Below are 24,305 nucleotides of genomic sequence, written 5' to 3' on the forward strand. Positions count from 1 at the left end.
CACCTGACGTCGACTCTCCTTTTGTCCGGAAGACGATAGTGCGCCGGGGGCGAGGTTGCCTCCGCGGGGCGCGATGTAGGTCACAGCACGTCCTGAACTGGTGCTTCACACGAACGGAACAGGCGCTTCAGCCGTACCGTCGGGCACGGCGAGGATCGCGGCGAGCGGTGACGGACGAGCGACGGAGGGCTACGGCGCATGGTCGGCTTGGTCGGCACGATCGGTTTCCTGAGGGGACGTCTGAGACGCCTGATGCGGCGGGAGGGGGCGGGGACGGACGCAGGGGCGGGTGTGCGGGTGGTCACTGCGGCCCGATCGCAGTCCCGGGCCCGGTTCCGGGTCGGGGCCGTCGTCCTGGCGCTGCTGGCCGTCCAGCTCGGTTCGCTCGTCGCGCCCGCCTACGCCTGCGCCTGCGGCGCGCTGGTCCCGGGCGACGAGCGGCAGCTCACGGTCGGCCGGGAGGTCTCCGTCGTGCGCTGGGACGGCACGCAGGAGCAGATCGTGATGCGGCTGACGGTCAGCGGGGACGCCGAGCGGGCCGCCTGGATCATGCCCGTGCCGCGTCGGGCGACCGTGACGCTCGACGACCCGGAGCTCTTCGACCAGCTGGCCGAGGCCACGGCCCCCGTGCAGCGCACCCGCTACCACTTCTGGCCGCAGGACGGCGACTGGCCGCTGACCGCCGGCGACGGCGCGGGAGGTCCGCCGCCCCCGCGGGGAACCGGCGCCGGGGCCGGCGTGGGCGTGGTCGGGCGCGAGCGGCTCGGCCCGTTCGACGTGGCCCGGCTGACGGCCACCGACCCGGGCGCGCTCGACGACTGGCTGCGCGCGAACGACTTCGTCTTCCCGCCCCGACTGGAGGGCGGCCTCCAGCCCTACGTCGACCGGAACTGGGAGTACGTGGCCGTACGGCTCGCCCCCGAGACCGCCGGCACGCCCCTGAGCGGCGAACTCGAACCCCTCCGCCTCAGCTTCGCCTCCGACGACCTCGTCTACCCGATGCGGCTGTCCCGGCTGGCGAGCACCCCGCAGTCGCTGGGCCTCTACGTCCTGGCCGCGCACCGCATGGAACCGGCGTCCGCGATCGGCGGCGAACGCCCCCGGGTCACCTTCGCGGGCCGGCTCGGCACGACGACGGGCCCGCTGAAGGAGCTGGCCACGGGCACGCCGTACCTGACGGCCGTCGCCCAGGAGTTCCCGCTCCCCTCGGCGATCTCCGGGGACCACGAACTGCGCCGGGCGGCGAACGACACCCCCTTCCAGCAGGTGATCTACGAGAACCGACTCCTCACCCTGGCCGGAATCCCGGCATGGCTCCTGACGGTCGTCATCGCAGTCGCCGCACTGGGCACGGGGGCGATCGTGCTCGGAGTACGAAGGGGCCGGACACGGAGAACGGGACCGTCGGGACCTCGGCATGCGTCGGGGTATCAGGGGGGTGAGGTACTCGGCGGGGGCGGGGTGCCTGGTGGGGTCGGAGTGCCCGGTGGGATCGGTGGGATCGGCTCGTCCGGTGTGCCGGAGCCGGATGGCCCTCACTCGTCCGGTGGGACCGGCGCGCCCGGAAGGCCTCGCGCCTTCGCCGCTTCCGGGGTGAGCGGCTGGTTCGGCAGGGCCGGCTTACGCGCCGCCTCGGCTGTGCCGCGCGCCCCGCGCGCCCAGCGCGTACCGGCCATCCCGCCTACGCCCCCTACGCCCCCTACGCCGATAACGCCGATAACGCCCCCCAAGCCGTCCACGCCTCCCGCCTCCCCTAGGCCTTTCACGCCCCCACCACCCCCCATGCCCCCCTCGCCACCTTCGTCCCCTCCGCCTCCTCCGCCTCCTCCACCCTCGTCGCCCTCTTCGCCCTCTTCGCCCTCACACCCCTTCCTCGCCCCTCCCCTCTCCACGCCCTCTTCGTCCTCTCGGCGGCGGCGGGCCGTTCCGCCTCGGGCGTCGTCCGTGTTCCGTACGCCTCCCGTGCCCCCGATGCCGTCCGCGCCGCCCCCTGAGCCCTCGACACCCCCCGCTACGCCCCCTGCGTACCCCGCACGCCCGGCCCGCTCCGCCTACCCATCGGCGCACCCTGAGCCGAACGGGTGAATTCCCGGGGTGGGAAACCCGTGAAGCATGCGGACGGGAACCCGCGCGTAGCCCCCTCCGTTGGACGACTACTTAGCGGTTCTAACTAGTCGCGTCGGGTACACAGATACCCAGGCACAGACACACACGCAGGCACACGCAGGCACACGCAGGCACACAGATACGCAGGCACAAGAGAGGCAGAGCGCAATGAGCGAGTCGCAGGTCTGGGACGCCGTCGACGCCTACTTCACGGCCCACCTCGCCCCGGACGACGAGGAGACCGCGGCCGCGCTGCACGAGAGCGAGGCCGCCGGGCTCCCACCCATCAGCGTGACGGCGGCCCAGGGCAAGCTGCTCCAGCTGCTCGCCCAGATCCAGGGAGCCCGCTCCATCCTGGAGATCGGCACGCTCGGCGGCTACAGCACGATCTGGCTGGCCCGCGCCCTGCCCGCCGACGGCAGGTTGATCACGCTGGAGTACGACCCACGGCACGCGGAGATCGCCACCCGCAACATCGCCCGCGCCGGCTTCGACAAGCAGGTGGAGGTGCGGGTCGGCCTGGCCCTGGAGTCGCTGCCGCGGCTCGCCGACGAGAACCCGCCCCCGTTCGACCTGGTCTTCATCGACGCCGACAAGGCCAACAACGCCCACTACCTGGACTGGGCCCTGCGCCTCACGTCCACCGGCAGCCTGATCGTCGTCGACAACGTCGTGCGGGGCGGCCGGATCGCCGACGGGGACAACGCCGACGCGGACGTGCTGGGCAGCAGGGCCGCGATCGAGCTCATCGGCTCGCACCCCAGACTGAGCGGCACGGCGATCCAGACGGTCGGCGCCAAGGGCTACGACGGTTTCGCGCTGGCCCGCGTCCTGGCGTAGCCCTCACCCAGGGCTCACCCCTCGTGGTAGAAGCCCACGTTGACGCTGCGCGGCCCGGTGCGGTCGAGGACGATGATCTCGCCGGAGCCGCCGCGGGGCAACGGCACGGTGCCGCCGTAGGCGAGCGGCTGCGCGTACTGCCCGGAGACCAGCCGCACCTCGGAGGACGGTTCGGCCTGCGAGCCCTGCAGCCAGGAGACCTGCCAGGTGCCCTCGGGGCCGCACAGGAACTCCAGGTGCACCCGGGAGACGAACAGCCAGTCGTCGGGCGTCGCCAGGCGGCACACGGACTTGTCCCGTCCCACCCGCAGCACGGCGCCCGGGTCACTCGGCGCGTCGGCCATGAGCATGCCGGCCGTGGCACCCTCTTCCGTCCCGGAGACGGTGGCCATGGTGAGTTCGAGCACGTGCGCTCCCCTTGAGGTGTCTTTGACGTATCTGTCAGCGGCTTAAGTGTCCTTGTACAGCCGCCGCATGATAAATCGCCCGGGCCCGCCGCGTCCGGCACAATGGACGCATGACCGAGCGAAAGCCACCGGGTGTGCCGTTCGAGTCCTGGGTCGACAAGCAGATCCGTGACGCGGAACGGCGCGGGGAGTTCGATCATCTGCCGGGCGCGGGCAAGCCGTTGCCGCCGGGCGTCGACACGTCGTACGACGAACTCTGGTGGATCAGGCAGAAGATGGCCCGCGAGGGTCTCTCGGTGCTGCCGCCGGCGCTCGCCCTGCGCAAGGAGGCGGAGGACGCCCTCGCGGCGGCCTACGCGGCCCCTTCGGAACGGATCGTCCGGAAGATCATCACGGACGTCAACGTCAAGCTCCGCGACATGATGTTCAAGCCGCCGCCCGGCCCCCCGCTGGGCATGAAGCCGTACGACGTCGAGGACGTCGTACGGCAGTGGCGGGAGCACCGGACGGCGGCCGAGTAGGCGGCGGAGCGGGGTAGGCGGCGGACTGGTCCGGCTGACCGGTCGGAGTGTCGGCCCGACCGGTCAGCGGCGCATCAGAGGCGCGTCAGCAGCGCATCAGAAGTGCAGAAGCCGCTCGGACAGTTCGCGGTAGTCCCGCAGGGCCAGCCTCAGTTGCTCGGTGTCGGCGTCGGCGCTCGTGGCCGACCTGCCGTCCCCGCCGTCCCGGCCGTCCCGGCCGTCCCGGGACCGCAAGGACCCGCGGAGCGTACGGCGACGCTGGGCCACCGCTTCCGTGAAGCGGGAGGCGATCTCCTCCAGCAGGTGGTCGGCCTCCTCCACGGAGGCGGACGGGCCGTCGATGAACCCGGCGACCGCGTGCTGCATCCGTACGGAGAACTTGTCGCTCTCGTCGTGCGGGAACAGCGGTGACAGGTGCTTGGCAGGGGTGGCGGGGGCGGTGTCGGTGCTGAGACCTGTGCCGGTGCCGGGCCTCGCGGACGTGTTCGGCGCCGACGTGGTCGCGGGTGTGGCAGGCGTGGCAGGCGTGGCGGGGCCTCGCTCGCCCAGCGGAACCGGCGGGACCGGCGGGACCGGGGCGCTGTCGCGGCCGCGCATGGACTCGCCCGAAACGCCGGCGCCCCGCCGGGCGTCACGGCCGGTCGTCGCTAGGCCACCCGGCGTCGTCTCGCTGCGCGGTGCCGTCTCGCTGCGCGGTGCGGTCCTCGGATCGGCCGTCTCCGCATCGGATGTCTCCGGATCGACCTTCGCCGGGGCGTGATCCGGGCGGGTCGGCGGGACCGCCGCACGGCCGTTCGGCTTCCCGTCGCGCGGGGCGCCCTCGGCGCCCGGGCCTGTCGTCGCGTCCGTCATATCGCTCAACTCCCCTTCGCGTGACGCCTGGTGGTCGCCGACGGGTTGCCGCCGGCCGACTTGTCGGAGCTCCGGTCGCGGTCTCGGGCCGAGCGGCCCACCAGGACCTCGAACAGGGCCCGGGCCTCGACCATGGCCTCGCGCATCTCCTCGGTGCCGGGCCGACCGACGCCGCCCTGTGCACCCTGTGCGTTCTGCGCACCCTGTGCGTTCTGCGCACCCTGTGCGTTCTGCGTGCCTTGCGCGTTCTGCGTGCCCGGTGCGTTCTGCGTGCCCGGTGCGTCCTGCGTCCCGCTCATCCGCGTGTGGGCGACGCTGTGCACGCGCCGGTAGCCGTCCACCTGGTCCGCGTGGTGCACGGACAGCGCGGCGAACTGCTCCTCGTACTGCGCGCCGTCCGGGAAGCCGCGTGCCGCGGCCAGTTCCCCGAGCAGCCGGTCCGCCTCGGCCAGCGCCGCCGGCGGCGAGTCGACGAAGCGTTCCTGGGCGGCCGTCCAGCGCGCCTCGAACTGTTCCCGCTGCGCGGGCTCGATCTCCCGCTCACGCAGCGATCCGTGCCGCTCCACGCGCTCGGCGAGCTCGCGTTCCGCGGCCTTGGCGTCCCCGTCGTGCCGGGCCACGGCACGGTCGTACTCGGGCCCGAAGCGCCGCTTCAGGCCGCCGCCCGCGGACCCGCCGCGGGCTCGCAGGGTCAGGATGGCCGCGACGAGGGCGACGGCCACCACGATCACGATCAGAGCGATGATCACGCCTGTGGACATGAGTGCCTTCCGGGTTCTCGGCCCGACCGGCTCTCCGTGCGGGCCGGTTCTCCGTCCGTCTTGCCCCGAAGCGGGGTCTCAAACGGCGTGCCCCCGCCCGGCGTGTCGATTCGGCGCCCGCCCGATCGACGCAAAGGTGAGAGCAGGCCGTATCGACGGAGGAGGTCGTCATGGGTGACGTCATCGCAAGGCTGGCCATGTCGCTGGACGGGTACGTCGCCGGCCCGGACTCCGGGCGCGAGCATCCGCTGGGCGTCGGCGGGGAGCGGCTGCACGCGTGGGTGTACGGGCTGCGGACGTTCCGTCGGATGCAGGGGATGGCGGGCGGGGCGACCGGTCCCGACGACGATCTGATCGCCGAGTGGGCGCAGCGGCCGGGGGCCGTGGTCATGGGGCACGGGATGTACGTCACCGGGGAGCTGCCGTGGGGCGACGACCCGCCCTTCCACACGCCGGTGTACGTCGTCACGCACCATCCGCGCGCGTCCCTCGTGAAGGAGGGCGGCACCACCTTCCACTTCGTCACCGAGGGCCCGCAGCGGGCGCTGGAGCTGGCCCGGGAGGCGGCCGGCGACAGGGACGTCTCGCTGGCCGGCGGGGCCGACCTGGTGCAGCAGTTCATCCGGGCCGGATGGCTGGACGAACTGCTGCTGCACGTCGTCCCGGTGCTGGCCTGCGGCGGACGCAGGCTGTTCGACCACGTGGGGGACGAGCACATCGAGTGGCGCAAGACCCAGGTGCTGGACTCGCCGGAGGTCACGCATATCCGGTTGCGCGCCCAGTGGTCCGACTCCCGAGAATGACCGGCATGACGAATGGCACGACGCCCGGCACGACTGCTGGCCTGACACCCGGCATGGCCATGGGATGGACCATCGCCGCGGAGCCCTACGACTCCCCCGTCGCCGCCGCGCTCTGGCGGGCGTACTACACCGAGGTCAGCGACCGCTACTACCTCCTGCACGAGGGTCGCCGCACCGACCCCGCCGAGCTGGAGCGCGAGATCGCCGCCCGCACCGGCGCCGAACTCGCCCCGCCCACCGGCCGGTTGTTCGTCGGACGGTACGACGGTGAGCCGGCCGGCACCGCGGGCGTACGGCTGCTCGACGCCACGACCGCCGAGCTCACCCGGGTGTTCGTGCAGCGGGGGCTGCGCGGCAAGGGCGGCGCCCCGCTCCTCGTACGGGCCGCCGAGGACGCCGCGCGTGCCCTCGGCGCCGCGCGGATGGTCCTCGACACCCGGGGCGACCTGGTGGAGGCCCGCGCCCTGTACCCGCGGCTGGGCTACACGGAGACCGGGCCGTACAACGACGACCCGTACGCCGAGCACTGGTTCGGCAAGGAGCTGGACGGGACCGGGCCGGCGTAAGCCTCTCGCTCAGCGGCCGGGCTGAGCCTCGGTCCCGGTCACCGGCCGTCCGTCGTACGGCTGTCCGTCGCGTGGCCGTCCGTCGCGTGGCGGTCCGGCATACGGCCGCGGTCCGGCATACGGCCGTCCGGCGTATGGTCGCCGATCGGGCGGCCGTTGTGCGGCTGTTCGCGGTCCGAGCCGCACAGTTCGTCGCTGAGCTCCTTGACCAGCTGGACCAGGTCGGTGGGCCGGTCCGGTCCCCACCAGTCGCCGAGCAGTTCGGCCAGCGAGTCCTCGCGGGCGTCGGCGAGCCGTTCGGCGGCCTCGCGGCCCTCGGGGGTCAGCGTCATGTCGAGCCCGTCGCGCACCGCGAGCCGGCGCTCCTCGACCTGACGGGCGGCGCCCATGATCACGGACAGCGGGACGGTGGTGCGCTCCGCGAGCACCCCCGGCTCGACGCCGCCGTACCTCTTCATCCGCAGCAGCAGCCAGCTCGCCGCCGGGAGCAGGTCGTAGCCGGCCCGGGCGGTGATCGTGCGGTAGATCTCGCGGCGGCCCTCGCGGGTGCCGAGGACGGACAGCGCCCGGCACACCTCGTCGTACGACGAACGCTCCACCGGGTTGCTGGCGAGGGTCTCCGTCACGTCGGGCGCGGTGACCGAGCCGCGCAGCCTGTCCTCCTTCAGGAACCAGGCCAGCACGAAGCCGAGGAGGGCGACGGGGGCGGCGTACAGGAAGACGTCGGTGATGGCGGACGCGTAGGCGTTCAGGACCGGCGGGCGCAGGTCGGACGGCAGGTCGGCGATGCCGCGCGGGTCGGACTCCAGGCCGTCCACCGAGACGCCGGAGGGCAGTTGGACGCCCCGGAGGGCGTCGGCGAGCTTGTCGCCGAGGCGGCCGGCGAAGACCGTGCCGAAGATGGCGACGCCGAAGGACGCGCCGATGGAGCGGAAGAAGGTCGCGCCGGAGGTGGCGACGCCGAGGTCCTCGTAGGAGACCGCGTTCTGCACGATGAGGACCAGGACCTGCATGACCAGGCCGAGGCCCAGGCCGAAGACGAGGAAGTAGGCGCTCATCTCGCCGGTGGAGCTGTGCTCGTCGAGCCGGTGGAGCAGCAGCAGGCCGAGAGCGGTCACGCCGGTGCCGGCGACCGGGAACACCTTCCAGCGGCCGGTGCGGCTGACGATCTGCCCCGAGACGGTCGAGGACAGCAGCAGGCCGAACACCATCGGCAGCATGTGCACGCCGGACATGGTCGGCGAGACGCCCTGGACGACCTGGAGGAAGGTCGGCAGATAGGTCATCGCGCCGAACATGGCGAAGCCGACGATGAAGCTGATGACGGCCGAGAGGGTGAAGGTGCGGATGCCGAACAGCTTGAGCGGGAGGACGGGTTCGGCCGCCCGTCGCTCGACGGCCACGAACGCGACGGCCAGGACGACGCCCAGCACCGCCAGCAGCGCGATCTGCGGCGAGCCCCAGTCCCAGGTGGTGCCGCCGAGGGACGCCACCAGGACCAGACAGGTGGCGACGGAGGCGATGAGGAGGGTGCCGAGGTAGTCGATGACGTGCGGGGTCGACCGGCGCGGGATGTGCAGCACGGTCGCGATGACGGCGAGCGCGACGACGCCGACGGGCAGGTTGACGTAGAACACCCAGCGCCAGCTCAGGTGCTCGGTGAACAGGCCGCCGAGGAGGGGCCCGAGGACGCTGGTGGCGCCGAAGACCGCGCCGAACAGCCCCTGGTAGCGGCCGCGTTCGCGGGGCGGGACGAGGTCGCCGACGATCGCCATCGACAACACCATCAACCCGCCGCCGCCCAGCCCCTGGACGGCCCGGAAGGCGATCAACTGCGGCATGTTTTGCGCCATTCCGCACAGCGCCGAGCCGATCAGAAACAGCACGATCGCGGTCTGGAAGAGTTTCTTGCGCCCGTACTGGTCGCCCAGTTTGCCCCACAGCGGGGTCGCGGCGGTGGACGCCAGCAGGTACGCCGTGACCACCCACGACAGATGCTCCATACCACCGAGGTCGCTGACGATCGTGGGCAGGGCGGTCGACACGATCGTCTGGTCGAGAGCGGCGAGCAGCATGCCGAGCAGCAGGGCGCCGATCGAGACGAGGACGTTTCCGGACACGTGTTCCTCACGCGGATCCGCCGTCCTGCTGTGCGCGTCCAAGGCCATGGATGCCTCCTGGGGCTCTCGTGCCACATCCCATCGTGGTCGGTGTGACCCGTTATGGCCTCTCGAGTCCTCTTGAGTCCTGGCGGAAGCCGGCATTCCGGGGGTGGCCGGGAGCCGACCGTGTGGAGGATCTGCATAATCTCTGGAGTTCTCATGGGGAGGGACGAACACGTGAGCGATCCGACGGGGCCACAACGGCGACCGGGGCCGGCCGGGCTGCCGTGCCCCGAGTGCGGCGCGCTGCGAGCGCCGGACAACACCCCGTCGTGCGCCTGCGCCCAGCGCGCCTCCGACGCCCTGCGCGACACCCGCACGGCGGAGGCGGCCGCGGCGGAGGACTTCGATCCCCTGCGCATACGGCCGTACGTGGAGCTGGGCGACGCCAAGGAGTCCGGCGGGGCCGCCGAACCCAGCCGGGGCGGGGGATCCCCTCAGGGAGGCGGGACCGCCTGGGGCGGGGAGTCCACCCGGGATGGGGGGTCCGCCCAGGGAGGCGGGACCGCCTGGGGCGGGGAGTCCGGAGCCGCCGACATGACGATGCCCCTGCGGACGGTGCCGGCGGCCGACGCGACCATGCCCCTGCGGAGGATCCCGCCGGACGCCGGGTCCGGCGCCGAGCCCAGCACCCCCGACCTGAACCTCTTCGAGCCGCCGGACGGCCACGCCCCCGGCACCGGCACCGACACCCACGGGAAAGCCCACGGGGACGTCGACGACGACGAGAGGCCCCGCAGCCGACGCCGTCGCACCCTGCTGATCGCGGCGAGCGCGGCCGCGGTGGCCGTGGTGGCGGCGGCCGGGTTCGCCAGCGGACTGTTCTCCTACGAGACGCCCACGCGCGACGGCGCCGCCCCCGAGGACGTACGGGCCGCCGTGCCCGACGCCTCGACCAGCGAGGCGTCCCCGTCTCCGACGGCGAGCCGTTCCGCGTCCCCGTCGGCGTCCGACGCGTCGCCGTCCCCGTCGGAGAGCACGAACCCGTCGCCGTCCGAGGAGTCGACGGCGAGCGCCTCCCCGTCGGCCTCCGTGTCGCCCGACGAGACCCCGGCCGAGCCGACCGCCCGCACGACGGGCTCCCTGGCCCCCGAGAACGGGGCCGACGACAGCCAGGACACCGCCGCCACCGTGGTCCTGCGACGCGGCGACAAGGGCGCCGAGGTGACCGAACTCCAGCTCCGCCTACGCCAGTTGTACCTCTACAACGGCGACACCGACGGCGCCTTCAGCAGCGCGGTCGAGGACGCCCTGCGCAACTACCAGTGGTCCCGCGGCATCACCGCCGACGACCTCGGCGTGTACGGGGCGGCAACCCGCACGAGCCTGGAGTCGGAGACGAAGGAGCCGTAGGAGCCGTAGGCGCGGGGGCGGCGGGCATGTCCATCGCCCTCGCCTCACCCCACGTGCACCCGAACCAGCCCTACCTCGCCCCGCTCCACCCGTACTCCCCGCAGATCCCGCGCCCCCGCGTCCGGTCGGTGCACGGTGGCTCGGGGGCCGACGCCGACCACGCGCATCCCGGCGGAGCGTCCCGCCGAGATGCCCGCGCCGGAGTCCTCGAAGACCACGCACTCCGCCGGCGCGACGCCCAGTTCGGCCGCGCCCTTGAGAAAGCCCTCGGGGTCCGGCTTGCTCGCGCCCACCGACTCCGCGGTGATCCGCACGTCCGGCAGCGCCAGCCCCGCCGCGGCCAGCCGCGCCGTCGACAGCGCGACGTCCGCCGAGGTCACCAGCGCGTGCGGCACCCCCTGCGCACGCAGCGAGGCGAGGAACTCCGGCGCGCCGGGCACCGGCACGACCCCGTCCAGGTCGGCGGTCTCCTCCGCCAGCATGCGCGCGTTGTCCGCGAGGTTGGCCTCCATCGGCCGGTCGGGCAGCAGCACGGCCATCGAGGCGTAGCCCTGACGTCCGTGGACGACCTTCATGACCTCGTCCCCGTCCAGTCCGTGCCGATCGGCCCAGCGCCGCCAGACCCGCTCGACGACGGCGTCGGAGTTCACGAGGGTGCCGTCCATGTCGAGCAGAAGGGCACGGGCGGTCAGGACGGTGGACGCGGCGGCCGGCATCGGCGACTCCCAGCACTAGAGAAACAAGGCGGCCCCGCCCGCCGGTCAGGGAAAACGAGCGGGAGCCACTTTGTTTCTCTACGGTACAAAACAATCCGGGGCCCCCGCCACCCCTTCCGGAAAGCGTTCACCCACCGTTCAGCTCGGCGGCCCACCGTTCAGCTCGCCGGCCGGCCGGGCAGCCGCCTCAGGCGGTCAGCGCCTCCCACAGGCTCCACGTCCCCAGCCCCAGCATCAGCACGGCCGCGATCTGCGTGATCAGCTGCAGCGGCACCCGCTTCATCAGCGCCTTTCCGCCCACGATGCCCAGTCCGGCCACCGCCCACAGCGCCAGCACCGCGCCGAGGCCGACGGAGAGCGGATCGTCGTAGCGGGCGGCGAGGTTCGCGGTCATGATCTGCGTGAGATCGCCGAACTCGGCGACGAGGATCAGCATGAAGCCCGCGCCGGCGACCTTCCAGAAGGACTGGTTCTCCGGCTTGCGGATCTCCTCCTCGTCCTCGCCCTTCTTCATCAGCAGCACCGCCGCGCCGCCCAGGAACAGCACGCCCGTCAGCGCGTGCACGATCTGTTGCGGCAACAGCGTCAGCACGCTGCCCGCGGCGACGGCGAGCGCGACATGCAGCGCGAAGGCGGCGGCGACACCGGCGAAGACGTAGGAGGCGCGGTAGCGGGTGCCGAGGACGAGTCCGGCGAGCGCGGTCTTGTCCGGCAGCTCGGCCAGGAAGACGACGCCGAAGACGAGCGCCGTCACGGTGATGCTGATCAAGGTTCCTCAATCGGTCGGGGGCCGCCCCACCGAGAGTCCCGACCCTTCAGAACAGACGCCTCGGCACGGCAGCGCACACGTCACCCGTGCCCGTACGGCACGGATGTGCACTGCTTGCCGAAGGTCTCGCTGGCGGATCCACCAAGGGTCCGCCTCCGGGCGCCGGCTCAGACGAGCTGAGCAGTATGTCGACGGTCCGGCGAAGAGCTACTCCCCTTCTGCGCCGTCCATAGTACGCGACGCCCGCACCGCCGCCCGGGGACCGCCGGTACGCCACCGCCCGGCACCGGCACCGGCCCCGAGGCCCGCCCAGAGCCCGCCCAGAGCCCGCCCAGGGACCGTCCAGAGCCCGCCCGGGGCCGAAAGTCCCGTCGCACACCTTGTTGTGTCATGTGCACGTCACTAACTTCTTACCGGGCGCACACCTCCCCGCAATGCGCGCCCGCGAGCATTCCAACGCTCGCGCTCCAACATCCCCGCCCCCCAAGGGAGTTCGCATGTCGAAGTTCTACGCGCGTGGACGGCTGAGCATACTAGCCGCCCTCACCGGTCTCATAGCCTCGGTCGGGCTTTTCACCTCCCCGACCGCCTCCGCCGCCCTCCCCACCCCGGTCAGCGCGGCCACCGCCCGCACCTACCTCGCCTCGCTCACCGTCGCGACCGAGGACCGCACCGGCTACGACCGCGATCTCTTCCCCACCTGGATCACCATCAGCGGCACCTGCAACACCCGTGAGTACATCCTCAAGCGGGACGGTACGAACGTCGTCACCAACTCCGCCTGCACCGCCACCAGCGGCAGCTGGTACTCCCCGTACGACGGCGCCACCTGGACCGCCGCCTCCGACCTCGACATCGACCACCTGGTCCCGCTCGCCGAGGCCTGGGACTCCGGTGCCGACGCCTGGACCACCGCCCAGCGCCAGGCCTTCGCCAACGACATCACCCGCCCGCAGCTCATCGCCGTCACGGACAACGTGAACCAGTCGAAGAGCGACCAGGACCCGGCCGAGTGGATGCCGTCGCTCACCTCGTACCGCTGCACCTACGTCCGCGCCTGGGTCCAGGTGAAGTACTACTACGACCTCTCGGTCGACTCCGCCGAGAAGAGCGCGCTGACGAGCTACCTCGCCAGCTGCTGATCGAATCGCAGCCTCCGGGATCTCCCCGCAGACCTCCGTCGTTCCGTACCGTACGGGGCGACGGAGGAGGGCGATCACGTGGCCGGACTGCGACTGGGACCACTGCTGAGATACGCCGACGGCTCGTGCGCGACCGTCTGGGTCGAGGCGAGCCGTCCGTGCGCCGCCGAGGTGCGCTGCGCGGACGGCGCCCACGGCACGACCCGCACCTTCCAGGTGGCGGGCCATCACTACGCCCTGATCCCGGTGACCGGCCTGACCGCGGGCACGGCGACCGCCTACGAGGTGTTCCTCGACGGCACCCGCGTGTGGCCGCTGCCCGACTCCCGTTTCCCGCCTTCGGTCATCCGCACCCCCGTCGAGGGAAACGACGAGGGCGCCGGTCACCGCGCCGACGCCCGCGGCAACGACCGCGCCGACGCCCGCGAGGTCCGCGTGGCCTTCGGCTCCTGCCGTTGGGCCGCTCCCCCGGCCGACGCACACGATCCCGTCGGCCCCGACGCCCTGGACAGTCTGGCCGCGCGCCTCGCCGCCGACCCGGACGGCGAACGGCCCGACGTGCTGGTGCTGTTGGGCGACCAGGTGTACGCCGACGAGGTGTCCGACGCGACCCGGGAGCGGATCGCCGCCCGTCGCGGCCTCGCCGATGCACCCGGCGCCGAGGTCGCGGACTACGAGGAGTACACCTGGCTCTACTACGAGTCCTGGCTCGACCCCGAGGTCCGCTGGCTGCTGTCCACCGTGCCCAGCTGCATGATCTTCGACGATCATGACGTGATCGACGACTGGAACACCTCCGCCGCCTGGCTCGCCGACATGCGGGCCACTCCCTGGTGGAACGAGCGGCTGCTGAGCGGTCTGATGTCGTACTGGGTCCACCAGCACCTGGGCAACCTCTCCCCCGCCGAACTCGCCGCCGACCCGCTCTACGCCGCCGTACGCGCGACCCCCGACGCCACCGACGTGCTGCGCGCCTTCGCCTGCCGGGCCGACGCCGACCCCGCGTCCGTGCGCTGGAGTTACCGGCGCGACTTCGGCCGCGTACGGCTGCTGATGGTCGACAGCCGGGCCGCGCGGGTCCTCGACGAGGGCGGGCGCGCGATGCTCGACCCGGGCGAGGAGCGATGGCTGCGCGACCAGGCCCTGCGCGGCCGCGACTCCTACGACCACCTCCTGATCGGCACCTCCCTGCCCTGGCTGCTGCCGCATCTGGTGCACGACGCCGAGCGGTGGAACGCGGCGCTGTGCCGGGGCGAACGAGGCGCGCGCTGGGCGCGGTTCGGGGAGGACCTGCGACGGCGGGCGGACCTGGAGCACTGGGCGGCCTTCCCGGCGTCGTTCGACGCGCTGACCGAGCTGATCGCCGAGGTGGGCACGGGGTCGGACGCGCCGGCGAGCGTGCTGGTCCTGTCCGGGGACGTGCACCACGCGTATGTGGCCGAGGCCAGGTGGCCCGGGGACGCCCCCGCCGCGCGCGTGCTGCAACTCACCTGCTCGCCCGTCCACAACTCCATCCCCCTGTCGATACGGGTGGGCTTCCGCTTCGGCTGGAGCGCGGCGGCCCGCGCCCTCGGCCGGCGGTTCGCCCGGCACGGCCGCTGTGAGAGGCCGCCCGTGGACTGGCGCAGGACCGGCGGGCCCTGGTTCGGCAATCAGCTCATGACCCTGTCCCTGCGCGGGCGTTCGGCCCGGCTGCGACTGGAGCAGGCACGGGGGAACGGGACGCTGGCCACCGTGGAGGAGTCCGACTTGACGCCCTGATACGGGACAACCGGGGCCGCTGGGGCCCGCGTTGGCATCCGTGGCGGTTCCGTGGCGGCCGGGGATCCCCCGTGCTCGCAGGAGTTCCGGGAAGGCATGATGAGCCGGACCGTCCGCTTCCAGTGGGCGGTCTGCTCCATTGCGCCCCATACGCCCGGGAGTCACCCCCTTGTCCTCAGTGAATGCGCGAGCAGCGTCGGCAGCGGACCCGGCGCCCTCCGTCGCCGTCGCCCTGGTCGGCGCCGGACCGCGCGGCACCAGCGTCCTGGAACGCCTCTGCGCCTCCGCGCCCGAGCTCCTCCCGCCCGGGGCGCGGCTGACGGTCCACGTCGTCGATCCCGCCCCGCCGGGACCGGGCCGGGTCTGGCGCACCGGGCAGTCGCCGCAGCTGCTGATGAACACCGTGGCCTCGCAGGTGACCCTGTTCACCGACGACAGCGTGGACTGCGCGGGCCCCGTCCGGCCGGGCCCGAGCCTGTACGAGTGGGCGGCCGGCGAACTGGGCCCGGACGAGTACCCGACCCGTGCGCAGTACGGCCGGTACCTGGAGTGGGTGTTCGCGCGGACCGTGCGCCAGGCCCCGCCCTCGGTGCGCGTCGAGACGCACCCGGCCCGCGCGGTCCGCCTCGACGACGCCGGAGCCTCACCTGGCACCCCAGCCGGCACCTCGGCCGGCACCTCGGCCGGCACCTCGGCCGGCGAGGCGACCGACGGCGCCGACGGCCGCCAGACGCTGACCCTGGACGACGGCCGCGTCCTGCCCGGCCTGTCCGCCGTCGTCCTCGCGCAGGGGCACCTGCCGGTGGTCGCCGACCCGGCCCAGCGGCGCCTCGCCGCCTACGCCGAGCGCCACGGCCTGCGCCATGTCCCGCCCGCCAACCCGGCCGACGTCGACCTCTCCCCCCTCGCCCCCGGCGAACCGGTGCTGCTGCGCGGCCTGGGCCTGAACTTCTTCGACCACATGGCCCTGCTGACCACCGGCCGCGGCGGCCGCTTCGTCCGCGTCGGTCAAAGCGTGCGCTACATGCCCTCCGGCCACGAGCCGCGCCTGTACGCCGGCTCCCGGCGCGGCATCCCATACCAGGCGCGCGGCGACAACGCGAAGGGCCCGTACGGCCGTCACACCCCGCTCGTCCTGACCCCGGAGGCGATCGCGGGCTTCCGCAAGCGCGCGGACTCCGGCGAGGCGCCCGACTTCCTGGCAGAGATATGGCCGTCGGTGGCGAAGGAGGTGGAAACGGTCTACTACACGGCCCTCGTGCGGCGGCCGGGCTTCGCAGAGCGCTTTCTCGCCGTTCCCCACCGCGACCCTCAGGAGGCCGTGCTGCTCGACGAGTTCGGCGTCCGCGAGACCGACCGCTGGAGCTGGGACCGGATCTCCCGGCCGTATACGGAACGGCGGTTCGCGCACCCCGGACAGTGGCGGGAGTGGCTGCTGGCACATCTGCGGGCGGACGCCGAGGAGGCCGCCCGGGGCAATGTGGACGGCCCCCTGAAGGCGGCCCTGGACGTACTGCGCGACCTGCGCAACGAGCTGCGGCTGATCGTCGACCACGGCGGGCTGGCCGGCGCCTCCCGCCGGGACCACCTGGACCGCTGGTACACCCCGCTCAACGCCTTTCTGTCCATCGGCCCGCCCCGGCGGCGCATCGAGGAGCTGGCCGCGCTGGTGGAGGCCGGGGTCGTGGAGGTCCTCGGGCCGCGCCTGGAGGTGCGGGAGGAGGACGGGGCCTGGCTGGCCCGATCCCCGGACGTGCCCGGCTCGGGCGTGCGGGTGACGACCCTCGTCGAGGCCCGCCTTCCGGAACCGGATCTGCGCCGCACCGCCGACGGTCTTCTCGCCCGGCTGCTGAAGACCGGGCAGTGCCGCCCCCACACGATCGACGGTTACGTGACCGGAGGGCTGGACGTAACACCGCGGCCTTACCGTCTGATCGACCGTCAAGGCCGGTCGCACGCGCGGAGGTTCGCCTTCGGGGTGCCCACGGAGGGCGTGCACTGGGTGACGGCGGCGGGGGCTCGTCCAGGCGTGGATTCGGTCACGCTTTCGGACGCGGACGCGCTCGCAAGGGCCGCTCTACGTGCGGCGACGCCGAAAACGGGGCCGCAGACGGAAGCAGAGCAGTGGCCAAATGTTGAACTTGCAAGCATCGATTAGGTCCCCCTAACGTAGGTCGCTCATTCGGTACCGCCGCCCCCACGACCGGTCCATTCCCCATCAGCCGGACCGGCCCGACCGACACCGAAGGAGCACCCCCCACCATGTCCGCTCGCCTCAACACCGCACAGCCGTACGTGATCGGCCTCTTCCGTATCGTCGTCGGCCTGCTCTTCGCCTGCCACGGCGCCGCCTCGCTCTTCGGAGTCCTCGGCGGAGCAGTCGGCACGAACGGCGGCACCGTCGACGCCGGCGCCTGGCCCGGCTGGTACGCGGCCGTGATCCAACTGGTCGGCGGCACCCTCGTGCTGTTCGGCCTCGGCACGCGCGCCGCCGCGTTCATCGCCTCGGGCTCGATGGCGTACGCCTACTTCGAGGTGCACCAGTCCAACGCCCTGTGGCCGATGGAGAACGGCGGCGAGGCCTCCGCGATGTTCTGCTGGGCCTTCCTGCTGCTGGTGTTCACCGGTTCCGGCGCCCTCGGCCTGGACCGGCTGTTCGCCAAGCGCACGACCCGTACGACCGGAGAGCGGGAGCCGGCCGCGCAGGCGGCCACGGTCGCCGCCTGACCGACCCCGCTCCTCCGGCTGACCGACTGACCGGCTGACCGACCGGCCGAAGAACGCGAGACGCCCTGCCGTGCATGCGGCGGGGCGTCTCGCGCCCGCCCCTCAGCTCCGCCCGCCCCGCTCCACCGCATCTGTGACACACACATAAGCCCCCCGTGAAACTCCTGTCACACCCTCGGCGTACGCTGTATGGCTGTCATTGGCCGCACCTGCCGCTCCCCCGCGACACAGGCGGCACGGTCGGCCGTCACGGGGGAGACACGGGGAGTCAAGCGGTGTTCGAGAGTGTGGGGGCGTTGCTCGGCAGCCCGTGGATCTACGCGGTGGTGGCCCTGTCCGTCCTCCTTGATGTGTTCCTGCCGGTGCTGCCCAGCGGAGTGCTCGTCATCACGGCGGCGACGGCGGCCGCGGCGGGTTCGGGCGCGGCGACCGGGCAAGTCCCGCACGAGGTGCCGGACATCCTGGTCCTGATCCTCTCCGCGACGACCGCCTCGGTGGTGGGCGACCTGGTGGCCTACCGGCTGGCCTGGCGCGGCGGTGCGCGCCTGGACCGGGCGATCTCCCGCTCCCGGCGGCTGACGACCGCGCAGGAACGTCTCGGCGACGCCCTCGCCCAGGGCGGCGGCGCGCTGGTCGTGCTGGCCCGCTTCGCGCCCGCCGGCCGCTCCGTCGTCTCCCTCATCGCCGGCGCCGCCCACCGCCGCGCCCGTGACTTCCTCCCCTGGTCCGCCCTGGCCGGCCTCTCCTGGGCGGCCTACAGCGTCGCTCTCGGCTACTTCGGCGCCCACTGGCTGGGCACCACCTGGCTGGCCACGGGGGTGTCGGTCCTGGCGCTGTTCGGCGCGGGGGCGGGAGCGGCGTTCCTGATGCGCAGACAGCCGGCCTGACCGTACGCCGACAACCCTCCCCGCGAACCACGGCCCTGCCCGACCGGGCCCCGCACCCGACCCGGCCTTACGCCCGACCGGACGCCCCGCGCACCTCCAGGCCGCCCAGCAACTCGGCCGTGGCCAGGGCGATCACCTCGACCGCCTGGTCGAACACCTCCCGGTTGTGCGCGGCCGGCGCCCGGAAGCCGGACACCTTCCGTACGTACTGCAGAGCGGCGGCCCTGATCTCCGCCTCCGTCGCCTCCTCGGGCAACGCGGGCGGACGCAGCGTCTTGATACTCCGGCACATGTCACCAGCCTCCCTTCAACAGTCTCCCTCTCGGCCGCTCCCCCGCCGGGCCGCTCAGCCGCTCAGCCGCTCAGCTCGACGTACCAGTCGTTGGATCTGATCCGGTTCCCCTTCGGGTACTCGAAGTCGACCTGTCCGAGCAGGGTGAACCCGGCCTTGCGGCACACGCCGTTGGACGCGGCGTGGTCCACGCCGGGGAACGCGTGCAGGGCCGGGTGACCGCCGGCGCCGGACGCCCGCCGGACGACGTCGACGAGCGCGCGGGCCGCCTGCGCGGCGAGGCCTCTGCCCTGGAACTCGGGCAGGATCCCCCAGCCCGTCTCCCAGACCGGGCCGCCCCGCCACTCGCGCTCCCAGTAGCCGATCGAGCCCACGGTCTCGTCGCTGTCGGCCAGCGTGACCCGGTACATGCACCCGGTCGACGGCTCGACATACCGGCGGTGCCGGTCGGCGAGCCGTTCCTCGGTCTCCGGCCCGCCGAGGTGCTCGGTCATCTCCGGACTGTTGGTGCGCCGCAGCAGCCAGAAGTCGCCCTCCGACCAGGGCGTCAACCGCACCTGCTCCGCCTTCTCCGCCTCCGTGACGTCCATGCACCCCACCGTACGGCGAGGGTCTGACATTGATGCTGATACTCAGGTCCCGGTGGCCGTGGCTCGGGGTCTGACTGACGCCCTGCTGGGTTGTCTTCCGGTTGTTCTGTCCGGCCGCCGGGACCTGTTCTCATGGCTCCGGCCGGGCGGAACATGACCTGATAGGAGCTTGGTCCAGAAGCCCCTTCAATGTCCTGTCTGCGCCACCCGGCCGGTGCCCACCTCCGGTTGGGAAGGCATCATCAGCATGACATCAGAGGTTGTGGAGGACACCGCGGACCAGGACGTGTTCGGCGGGGTCGACTCCCATGCCGACACCATCCACGTCGCGGTGATCAGCGACAACGGCGGCCACCTCGCGGACGCCGAGTTCGCCACCGCCGCCGCCGGATACGCCGCGGCCCTGGCCTTCCTGAACGCCCACGGTCACGTGAGAGCGATCGGCGTGGAAGGCACCTCCTCCTACGGCGCCGGCTTCACCCGCGCCGCCCGCTCACACGGGCACCCGGTCATCGAGGTCAACCGGCCCGACCGGGCCGAACGCCGCCGCATCGGCAAGTCCGACCCCATCGACGCCTACGCCGCCGCCCGCGCCGCCCTGTCCGGCCGGGCCTCCAGCGCCCCCAAGGACGACACCGTCGCCGGCACACGCGCCCTGCACAACGCCGCCCGCTCCGCCGTCAAGGCCCGCACCGCCGCCCTGAACCAGACCACCCACCTTCTCTTCACCGCACCTGAAGCCATCCGCACCCAATACGGGCAGCTCAAAGGGACAGACCGCACTGATGCCCTGGCCCGGCTGCGGCCGGCCGGAGACGCGGTGCACACAGCGGTCCTCACCGCGCTGAAGAGCCTCGCCCGACGCGTCAAGGAGCTGACCGCCGAGCACGGAGCCCTGACCCAGGCCCTGGACAGCGAGGCCAGCGCGCACAACCCGGCCTGCGAGCCGCCTACGGCGTCGGCCCCGACACCGCGGCCCAGCTGCTGGTCACCGCCGGAGGCAATCCCGAACGCATGCGCAGCGAGGCATCCTTCGCCGCCCTGTGCGGCGTCGCCCCGGTCCCCGCCTCCAGCGGCAGAACGAACCGGCACCGCCTGTCCCGGGGCGGAGACCGGGATGCCAACGCAGCTCTCTACCGCATCGCCCTCGTCCGCATGTCCAGCGACTCCAGAACCCGCGCATACGCGGCACGGCAGACCGCCGCCGGCCGGACGAAGAGGGAGATCATCCGGCTCCTGAAACGAGCCATCGCCCGGGAGATGTTCCGCTGTCTCACCACCACCGTCACCGTCCCCGGCATCGCCGACCTGCGACCCCTACGGCAAGCCAAGAACATCACCCTCACCGCCGTCGCCCAGCACTTCGGTGTCTGGCCCACCACCATCTCCAGACTTGAACGAGGCCTCAGCCGGGACGACGACCTCGCCCACGCCTACCGCGAATGGGTCCAGACCGCTTGACAGCAATAGGAGCATCAATCGCCCTCGCCCGGTCGTACCCCCGCCGGGCCTTCCCTTGACCCCGCGTCAGAGACCGACGGATCGACCGCCCCGCCCCGCGCCGCCCCGCCCCGCGCCGTCCCGCCCCGCGCCGTCCTGGCGGGAGGCAGGCCCCTCCGCCGGCACGACGCCGTAAATCGAACGCATGTTCACACGAACACCCCAAAGGAGCTCGCCTCACAAAATCGAACAGGCGTACCATTGCCGTGTGGCTAAGACCTATGACTTTCCCAGCGACCTGCGCGCCGGTCAGGAGGAGCTGCATCAGGTCCGGGCCGAGCTGTCGGCCCTGCTGAAGCGGCTCCCCTGGTCGGTGGAGCCCGTGGACGGCTTCAGCGACGACGGGGGCTGGCGCAAGGTGGAGCGCCCCGCGTCCCCCGGCTGGACGGCCGACGAGCAGGCCGAGGTGGAGAAGCTCCGGCGGCGGGAGCACGAACTCGCGGTCTTCGTGACCTGCCACCGCTTCTGGTCGGAGGTCTCGGCCGCGGACCGGGTGGAGGCCCGCACGCGCCTCAAGCACGCGCACGAGACCCCACCCGGCGAGGACGACTAGGGCCTGCCCGGCTCTTCCGGCACGGTTAGCCCTTCTTGTCCTCCAGCGCGGCTAGCCCTTCTTGCCGAGGAGCTGGTTCATCTCCGCGATCTCCGCGGTCTGCCCCGTGACGATGTCGTCGGCCATCGCCGCGGCGGGTCCGTAACGGCCCTTGTCCTTCTCGGCGCCGGCCATCTCGACGGCCCCCTCGTGGTGCTCGACCATCATGGTCAGGAACGCGGTGTCGAAGGCCGTGCCGGACGACTTCTCCAGCTTCGTCATGTCGGCGTCGTCCATCATCCCGGCCATGCCGGACGAGCCGGAGTGGTCCATCCCGGGCATCGACTCGTCCATCGACTCACCGGCCTCGGGGACGTCCTCGCCCCAGGCCTTCAGCCAGCCGGTCATCGTCTCGATCTCCGGGTCCTGGGCCTTCTCGATGCGGGCGGCGAGGTCCTTGACCTCGCTGGACGAGGCGCGGTCGGCGGCGAGTTCCGCCATCTCCAGAGCCTGCCGGTGGTGCGGGATCATGCCCTGCGCGAAGGTGACGTCCTGGGCGTTGTGCGCCCCGGCCGAAGCCGTCGCGGAGGCCGAGGATCCGGACGTGGCGCCGTCGTCGTCGCCGCCTCCGCCGCACGCGGCGAGAACGAGCGCGGCAGTCGCCGTCGCCGCCGCCAGGGCGACACGGCGCGACAGGGTGCGGGTGCGTGGGGTGGTGCTGGTCATGCGTGAACTCCTGTGGAGGAAAGAGAACTCGGACGCGTCGGCGCACCACGTCCGCCCGGGAGGGGCAGGGCGCGGCGCGCGCAGCGGTCTCTAGATCCGCAGGAGTTGGAGTTCCGCCAGGGACGGTGGCGCACGAGCGCCGTCGGGACCCGCGGCCGCCTGCGAGCTCACGACGGCGTCGGGTACGGGCACGGGAACCGGGTCGGCGACCAGACCGGGCAGTGCCGGGCCGGCGCCGAGCGCGGCCGACGCGCAGGTGGTGTCGGCGTGCTGGGCGTGTCCGCCGCCGCAGTGCCCCTCGCCGGAGCAGCCGTCGTGCGCCTCGGCGGCGACCGCGGTGGTCCGGGCGACCTCTGCGGTCCGGGCGACCGCCGTGGTCGGGGTGTCGGCGTGGGCCGTGTGCAGGCCCCCGGGCGCGAGCCCGTGCATCGCCAGCAGCCCCACGAGGAGCCCCAGCACGCACACCGCCCGCCGCCACAGTCCGTTCACAGGCCACATCCTAGGGGTCGCCCGTACGGCACACGCGAAGGGCCCCCGGAACTCTCCGGGGGCCCTTCGCACTCCTGGTGGGCGCGGACGGTTTCGAACCGCCGACATCCTGCTTGTAAGGCAGGCGCTCTACCCCTGAGCTACGCACCCAGGACGAGTCGACAGCCTACATTGCCCGTACCGGTGCCCCGCAAACCCATTGCGCGCGGAAGATCGCCGAAGCCGAAGTCACCGTCCGGAACGCGAACTAACCAGCTCGTGTGTTCGTCATTAACGGGTGGGAGAATGAACCCGCAGGGGCGGATCACAGCACGGGAGAGGGATGTGACGGCGACACCGGCGCAGGCGGCACCAGCGCAGTCGTACTCGCCGTCGGCGCTGCGCGACGCCCTCACCCTCGTCGCGCTGCCCCTGGTCGTCGCCCTCGCGCTGCCCGTCGCATTCGCCGGCGGCGGCACCCGGCGCTGGTTCGGCGGCCGGGCGGAGGGCCAGCGGGCGGAGGCGCAGGCCGCGAAGGACGCCGCCGCGGCCGCGTTCTACGAGCTGGACACCGCCCAGCGCGATCTGCGGATCTCGATCGAGACGATCGTGGCCGTGGACGACTCGCCGGCCGCCCGGCGCACGGTCTCCGACTTCGAGGCCATCGGCCGACGCATCGACGAGGTCAGCCGCCAGTACATCGACGCCGTCGACGCGCACGACCTCGACCGGGACGACCTGGAGGCCTCCGCGGCCGCCCAGGCGCGCACCGCGCTGACCCGGGCCAAGGACGAGCTGGGCAAGGTGAAGAAGGAGCTGGACCGGTTCGCCGACGGGCTGGGTCCGCTGCTCGGCAAGGCCGAGACGCAGCTGGCCCGGCTCGCGCCCGCCGTGGAGCGGGCCCGGCAGGCGCTGCTGGCCGCGTCGAACGCGCTGGACGCCGTGCGGGAGAGCGGGCTGAAGGCGGACGACCTCGCGGCGCGGCTGGCGGCGCTCGCGCCCGAGCTGACCAAGCTCAACCAGGGCGCGGGGCAGCACGGCGTGCCCGGGACCCTGGAGCGCGCGGAGCGGGTGTCGCGGGAGGCGGAGGCGGTCCGGGCGGAGGCGGAGCGGCTGCCGGAGCGGGCCGCCGAGATCGACCACCGGCTCGTGTCGCTGCGCACGCGCGCCCAGGCGCTCACCACCCGGTCCGGGCAGGTGGAGCCGGTGCTGAGCGAGCTGCGGCGGCGGTTCACGGTGGCCTGCTGGCAGGACCTCCAGCACGTTCCCGAACTGGCCGTGGAGAACGTCCGGCAGGCCGAGGCGAAGTTGAAGGAGGCGCAGGCCGCGCGGGAGGCGCAGCGGTGGCCGGACGCCACCGCGCTGCTGTCGACGGTGCGGGCGCTGCTGAACACCACGGACGAGGCGGTCTCGGCCGCGGGTGACCGGCTGGCCCGGCTGAACGCCGTGCAGAAGGACCCGCAGGCGGAGATCGAGCGGACCCGGTTCGCGATCCGGGACGCGCAGCGGCTGGCGATGGCGGGGCGCAGCACGCCCGATCCACGGGACGCGCGCCCGCTGGACGAGGCCGTGGCGCGGCTGGAGCGGGCGATCGCCACGCTGGAGGGCCGCCACCCCGACTACTGGCACTTCCTGACCGAGACGGAGGGCGTCCGGCAGGCGGTGGCAGGGGTCGTGTCGCGGATCCGTGAGGAGCGCGGGGCCGCGCACTGAGTCCCGGCGGAGCCGTCGGCTCCGGCAGCCGTTGCCCCGGACGCGCTACGGGCGGATATTGAGGAGTGCAGAGCAGGAAAGGCCTCCGCCGGCACGTCTAGCATCCTCAGG

At 72.8% G+C, this 24,305-nt stretch carries 24 protein-coding genes, 1 tRNA gene and 2 pseudogenes; 16 read left to right on the forward strand and 11 right to left on the reverse strand.

What is annotated here, in order from left to right:
* Positions 1-198: 198 nt before the first annotated feature.
* Together OG562_RS45995 and OG562_RS11650 are read left to right on the forward strand one after the other, a co-directional pair.
* Positions 199-2,085 (forward strand): DUF2330 domain-containing protein, encoded by a 1,887-nt coding sequence (locus OG562_RS45995; RefSeq protein WP_323187502.1) that lies wholly within the window; start codon positions 199-201, stop codon positions 2,083-2,085.
* 189 nt (positions 2,086-2,274) lie between these two features.
* A complete protein-coding gene (locus OG562_RS11650) occupies positions 2,275-2,946 on the forward strand; it encodes an O-methyltransferase (RefSeq protein WP_266396404.1) in 672 nt (223 codons plus the stop codon).
* Positions 2,947-2,960: 14 nt separating this feature from the next.
* Here OG562_RS11650 and OG562_RS11655 read toward each other — a convergent pair whose 3' ends face one another.
* On the reverse strand, positions 2,961-3,353 hold the full coding sequence (locus tag OG562_RS11655; RefSeq protein ID WP_266396405.1) for a hypothetical protein: 393 nt from the start codon (positions 3,351-3,353) through the stop codon (positions 2,961-2,963).
* Positions 3,354-3,463: 110 nt separating this feature from the next.
* Here OG562_RS11655 and OG562_RS11660 point away from each other — a divergent pair, with 110 nt between their 5' ends.
* Positions 3,464-3,874 carry a DUF1992 domain-containing protein gene (locus OG562_RS11660; RefSeq protein ID WP_266396406.1) on the forward strand — a complete coding sequence of 137 codons (411 nt, stop codon included), beginning with the start codon at positions 3,464-3,466 and terminating at the stop codon, positions 3,872-3,874.
* A gap of 96 nt (positions 3,875-3,970) precedes the next feature.
* On the opposite strand, the gene OG562_RS11665 is transcribed toward OG562_RS11660, so the two are convergent.
* Both OG562_RS11665 and OG562_RS11670 read right to left on the reverse strand, forming a co-directional pair.
* Positions 3,971-4,726: a hypothetical protein gene (locus OG562_RS11665; protein ID WP_266396407.1), complete on the reverse strand. Its 756-nt coding sequence runs from the start codon at positions 4,724-4,726 to the stop codon at positions 3,971-3,973.
* Positions 4,727-4,731: 5 nt separating this feature from the next.
* Complete coding sequence (locus OG562_RS11670; RefSeq protein ID WP_266396409.1) at positions 4,732-5,487, reverse strand: hypothetical protein; 756 nt, start codon at positions 5,485-5,487, stop codon at positions 4,732-4,734.
* 170 nt (positions 5,488-5,657) lie between these two features.
* Here OG562_RS11670 and OG562_RS11675 point away from each other — a divergent pair, with 170 nt between their 5' ends.
* Together OG562_RS11675 and OG562_RS11680 are read left to right on the forward strand one after the other, a co-directional pair.
* Positions 5,658-6,290: a dihydrofolate reductase family protein gene (locus tag OG562_RS11675; protein ID WP_266396411.1), complete on the forward strand. Its 633-nt coding sequence runs from the start codon at positions 5,658-5,660 to the stop codon at positions 6,288-6,290.
* 59 nt (positions 6,291-6,349) lie between these two features.
* Positions 6,350-6,856 (forward strand): GNAT family N-acetyltransferase, encoded by a 507-nt coding sequence (locus OG562_RS11680; protein ID WP_266409204.1) that lies wholly within the window; start codon positions 6,350-6,352, stop codon positions 6,854-6,856.
* Positions 6,857-6,894: 38 nt separating this feature from the next.
* On the opposite strand, the gene OG562_RS11685 is transcribed toward OG562_RS11680, so the two are convergent.
* Complete coding sequence (locus OG562_RS11685) at positions 6,895-9,024, reverse strand: MFS transporter (protein WP_266396412.1); 2,130 nt, start codon at positions 9,022-9,024, stop codon at positions 6,895-6,897.
* 171 nt (positions 9,025-9,195) lie between these two features.
* On the opposite strand from OG562_RS11685, the gene OG562_RS11690 reads away from it, so the two are divergent.
* Complete coding sequence (locus OG562_RS11690) at positions 9,196-10,371, forward strand: peptidoglycan-binding protein (protein ID WP_266396413.1); 1,176 nt, start codon at positions 9,196-9,198, stop codon at positions 10,369-10,371.
* Positions 10,372-10,415: 44 nt separating this feature from the next.
* Here OG562_RS11690 and OG562_RS11695 read toward each other — a convergent pair whose 3' ends face one another.
* Positions 10,416-11,087 (reverse strand): HAD-IA family hydrolase, encoded by a 672-nt coding sequence (locus OG562_RS11695; RefSeq protein WP_266396414.1) that lies wholly within the window; start codon positions 11,085-11,087, stop codon positions 10,416-10,418.
* 187 nt (positions 11,088-11,274) lie between these two features.
* Positions 11,275-11,856: a TMEM165/GDT1 family protein gene (locus tag OG562_RS11700; RefSeq protein WP_266396415.1), complete on the reverse strand. Its 582-nt coding sequence runs from the start codon at positions 11,854-11,856 to the stop codon at positions 11,275-11,277.
* Positions 11,857-12,353: 497 nt separating this feature from the next.
* Here OG562_RS11700 and OG562_RS11705 point away from each other — a divergent pair, with 497 nt between their 5' ends.
* The 5 genes from OG562_RS11705 (at position 12,354) to OG562_RS11725 (ending at position 18,373) form a co-directional block, all read left to right on the forward strand.
* Positions 12,354-12,998, forward strand: a complete 645-nt coding sequence (locus tag OG562_RS11705; RefSeq protein WP_266396417.1) for an HNH endonuclease family protein — start codon at positions 12,354-12,356, stop codon at positions 12,996-12,998.
* Positions 12,999-13,076: 78 nt separating this feature from the next.
* Positions 13,077-14,759, forward strand: coding sequence for an alkaline phosphatase D family protein (locus OG562_RS11710; protein ID WP_266396419.1), 1,683 nt, complete (start codon positions 13,077-13,079; stop codon positions 14,757-14,759).
* A gap of 178 nt (positions 14,760-14,937) precedes the next feature.
* Entirely contained in the window at positions 14,938-16,917 is a 1,980-nt protein-coding gene (locus OG562_RS11715; RefSeq protein ID WP_266409206.1) for an FAD/NAD(P)-binding protein, read from the forward strand.
* Between the two features lie 104 nt (positions 16,918-17,021).
* Positions 17,022-17,486 carry a DoxX family protein gene (locus OG562_RS11720; protein ID WP_266396421.1) on the forward strand — a complete coding sequence of 155 codons (465 nt, stop codon included), beginning with the start codon at positions 17,022-17,024 and terminating at the stop codon, positions 17,484-17,486.
* Positions 17,487-17,761: 275 nt separating this feature from the next.
* Entirely contained in the window at positions 17,762-18,373 is a 612-nt protein-coding gene (locus OG562_RS11725; RefSeq protein WP_266396422.1) for a DedA family protein, read from the forward strand.
* Between the two features lie 67 nt (positions 18,374-18,440).
* On the opposite strand, the gene OG562_RS11730 is transcribed toward OG562_RS11725, so the two are convergent.
* Complete coding sequence (locus tag OG562_RS11730) at positions 18,441-18,665, reverse strand: DUF2277 domain-containing protein (RefSeq protein WP_266396424.1); 225 nt, start codon at positions 18,663-18,665, stop codon at positions 18,441-18,443.
* 62 nt (positions 18,666-18,727) lie between these two features.
* Positions 18,728-19,255, reverse strand: coding sequence for a GNAT family N-acetyltransferase (locus OG562_RS11735; RefSeq protein WP_266396425.1), 528 nt, complete (start codon positions 19,253-19,255; stop codon positions 18,728-18,730).
* Between the two features lie 247 nt (positions 19,256-19,502).
* Here OG562_RS11735 and OG562_RS11740 point away from each other — a divergent pair.
* The 4 genes and pseudogenes from OG562_RS11740 to OG562_RS11755 form a co-directional block, all read left to right on the forward strand.
* A pseudogene (locus OG562_RS11740) lies at positions 19,503-19,919 on the forward strand (transposase); the annotation flags it as partial.
* Between the two features lie 320 nt (positions 19,920-20,239).
* A pseudogene (locus OG562_RS11745) lies at positions 20,240-20,380 on the forward strand (transposase); the annotation flags it as partial.
* 135 nt (positions 20,381-20,515) lie between these two features.
* Complete coding sequence (locus OG562_RS11750; protein ID WP_266396426.1) at positions 20,516-20,716, forward strand: helix-turn-helix domain-containing protein; 201 nt, start codon at positions 20,516-20,518, stop codon at positions 20,714-20,716.
* A 247-nt stretch (positions 20,717-20,963) separates the two neighbouring features.
* Positions 20,964-21,308 carry a hypothetical protein gene (locus OG562_RS11755; RefSeq protein ID WP_266396427.1) on the forward strand — a complete coding sequence of 115 codons (345 nt, stop codon included), beginning with the start codon at positions 20,964-20,966 and terminating at the stop codon, positions 21,306-21,308.
* Positions 21,309-21,359: 51 nt separating this feature from the next.
* Here the strand turns inward: OG562_RS11755 and OG562_RS11760 are convergent, their stop codons facing one another.
* The 3 genes from OG562_RS11760 to OG562_RS11770 all read right to left on the reverse strand — a co-directional run bounded on the left by OG562_RS11760 (position 21,360) and on the right by OG562_RS11770 (position 22,652).
* The gene (locus tag OG562_RS11760) at positions 21,360-22,013 is read right to left on the reverse strand and encodes a DUF305 domain-containing protein (RefSeq protein ID WP_266396428.1); all 654 of its coding nucleotides are present in this window, start codon (positions 22,011-22,013) and stop codon (positions 21,360-21,362) included.
* A 90-nt stretch (positions 22,014-22,103) separates the two neighbouring features.
* Positions 22,104-22,502, reverse strand: a complete 399-nt coding sequence (locus OG562_RS11765) for a DUF6153 family protein (protein ID WP_323187503.1) — start codon at positions 22,500-22,502, stop codon at positions 22,104-22,106.
* 75 nt (positions 22,503-22,577) lie between these two features.
* Positions 22,578-22,652, reverse strand: a tRNA-Val gene (locus tag OG562_RS11770).
* Between the two features lie 174 nt (positions 22,653-22,826).
* On the opposite strand from OG562_RS11770, the gene OG562_RS11775 reads away from it, so the two are divergent.
* Complete coding sequence (locus tag OG562_RS11775) at positions 22,827-24,194, forward strand: hypothetical protein (RefSeq protein ID WP_266396430.1); 1,368 nt, start codon at positions 22,827-22,829, stop codon at positions 24,192-24,194.
* Positions 24,195-24,305 lie beyond the last annotated feature (111 nt).

The sequence above is a fragment of the Streptomyces sp. NBC_01275 genome, from assembly GCF_026340655.1.
GTDB lineage: Bacteria > Actinomycetota > Actinomycetes > Streptomycetales > Streptomycetaceae > Streptomyces.

Excerpts from the sequence above, each read along its gene's own strand:
- OG562_RS11665 (WP_266396407.1), bottom strand. The coding sequence starts at position 4,726 with ATGACGGACGCGACGACAGGCCCGGGCGCCGAGGGCGCCCCGCGCGAC.
- OG562_RS11730 (WP_266396424.1), bottom strand. The coding sequence starts at position 18,665 with ATGTGCCGGAGTATCAAGACGCTGCGTCCGCCCGCGTTGCCCGAGGAG.
- OG562_RS11685 (WP_266396412.1), bottom strand. The coding sequence starts at position 9,024 with ATGGCCTTGGACGCGCACAGCAGGACGGCGGATCCGCGTGAGGAACAC.
- OG562_RS45995 (WP_323187502.1), top strand. The coding sequence starts at position 199 with ATGGTCGGCTTGGTCGGCACGATCGGTTTCCTGAGGGGACGTCTGAGA.
- OG562_RS11660 (WP_266396406.1), top strand. The coding sequence starts at position 3,464 with ATGACCGAGCGAAAGCCACCGGGTGTGCCGTTCGAGTCCTGGGTCGAC.
- OG562_RS11675 (WP_266396411.1), top strand. The coding sequence starts at position 5,658 with ATGGGTGACGTCATCGCAAGGCTGGCCATGTCGCTGGACGGGTACGTC.
- OG562_RS11670 (WP_266396409.1), bottom strand. The coding sequence starts at position 5,487 with ATGTCCACAGGCGTGATCATCGCTCTGATCGTGATCGTGGTGGCCGTC.
- OG562_RS11735 (WP_266396425.1), bottom strand. The coding sequence starts at position 19,255 with ATGGACGTCACGGAGGCGGAGAAGGCGGAGCAGGTGCGGTTGACGCCC.
- OG562_RS11650 (WP_266396404.1), top strand. The coding sequence starts at position 2,275 with ATGAGCGAGTCGCAGGTCTGGGACGCCGTCGACGCCTACTTCACGGCC.
- OG562_RS11720 (WP_266396421.1), top strand. The coding sequence starts at position 17,022 with ATGTCCGCTCGCCTCAACACCGCACAGCCGTACGTGATCGGCCTCTTC.
- OG562_RS11750 (WP_266396426.1), top strand. The coding sequence starts at position 20,516 with ATGTTCCGCTGTCTCACCACCACCGTCACCGTCCCCGGCATCGCCGAC.
- OG562_RS11680 (WP_266409204.1), top strand. The coding sequence starts at position 6,350 with ATGGGATGGACCATCGCCGCGGAGCCCTACGACTCCCCCGTCGCCGCC.
- OG562_RS11760 (WP_266396428.1), bottom strand. The coding sequence starts at position 22,013 with ATGACCAGCACCACCCCACGCACCCGCACCCTGTCGCGCCGTGTCGCC.
- OG562_RS11705 (WP_266396417.1), top strand. The coding sequence starts at position 12,354 with ATGTCGAAGTTCTACGCGCGTGGACGGCTGAGCATACTAGCCGCCCTC.
- OG562_RS11695 (WP_266396414.1), bottom strand. The coding sequence starts at position 11,087 with ATGCCGGCCGCCGCGTCCACCGTCCTGACCGCCCGTGCCCTTCTGCTC.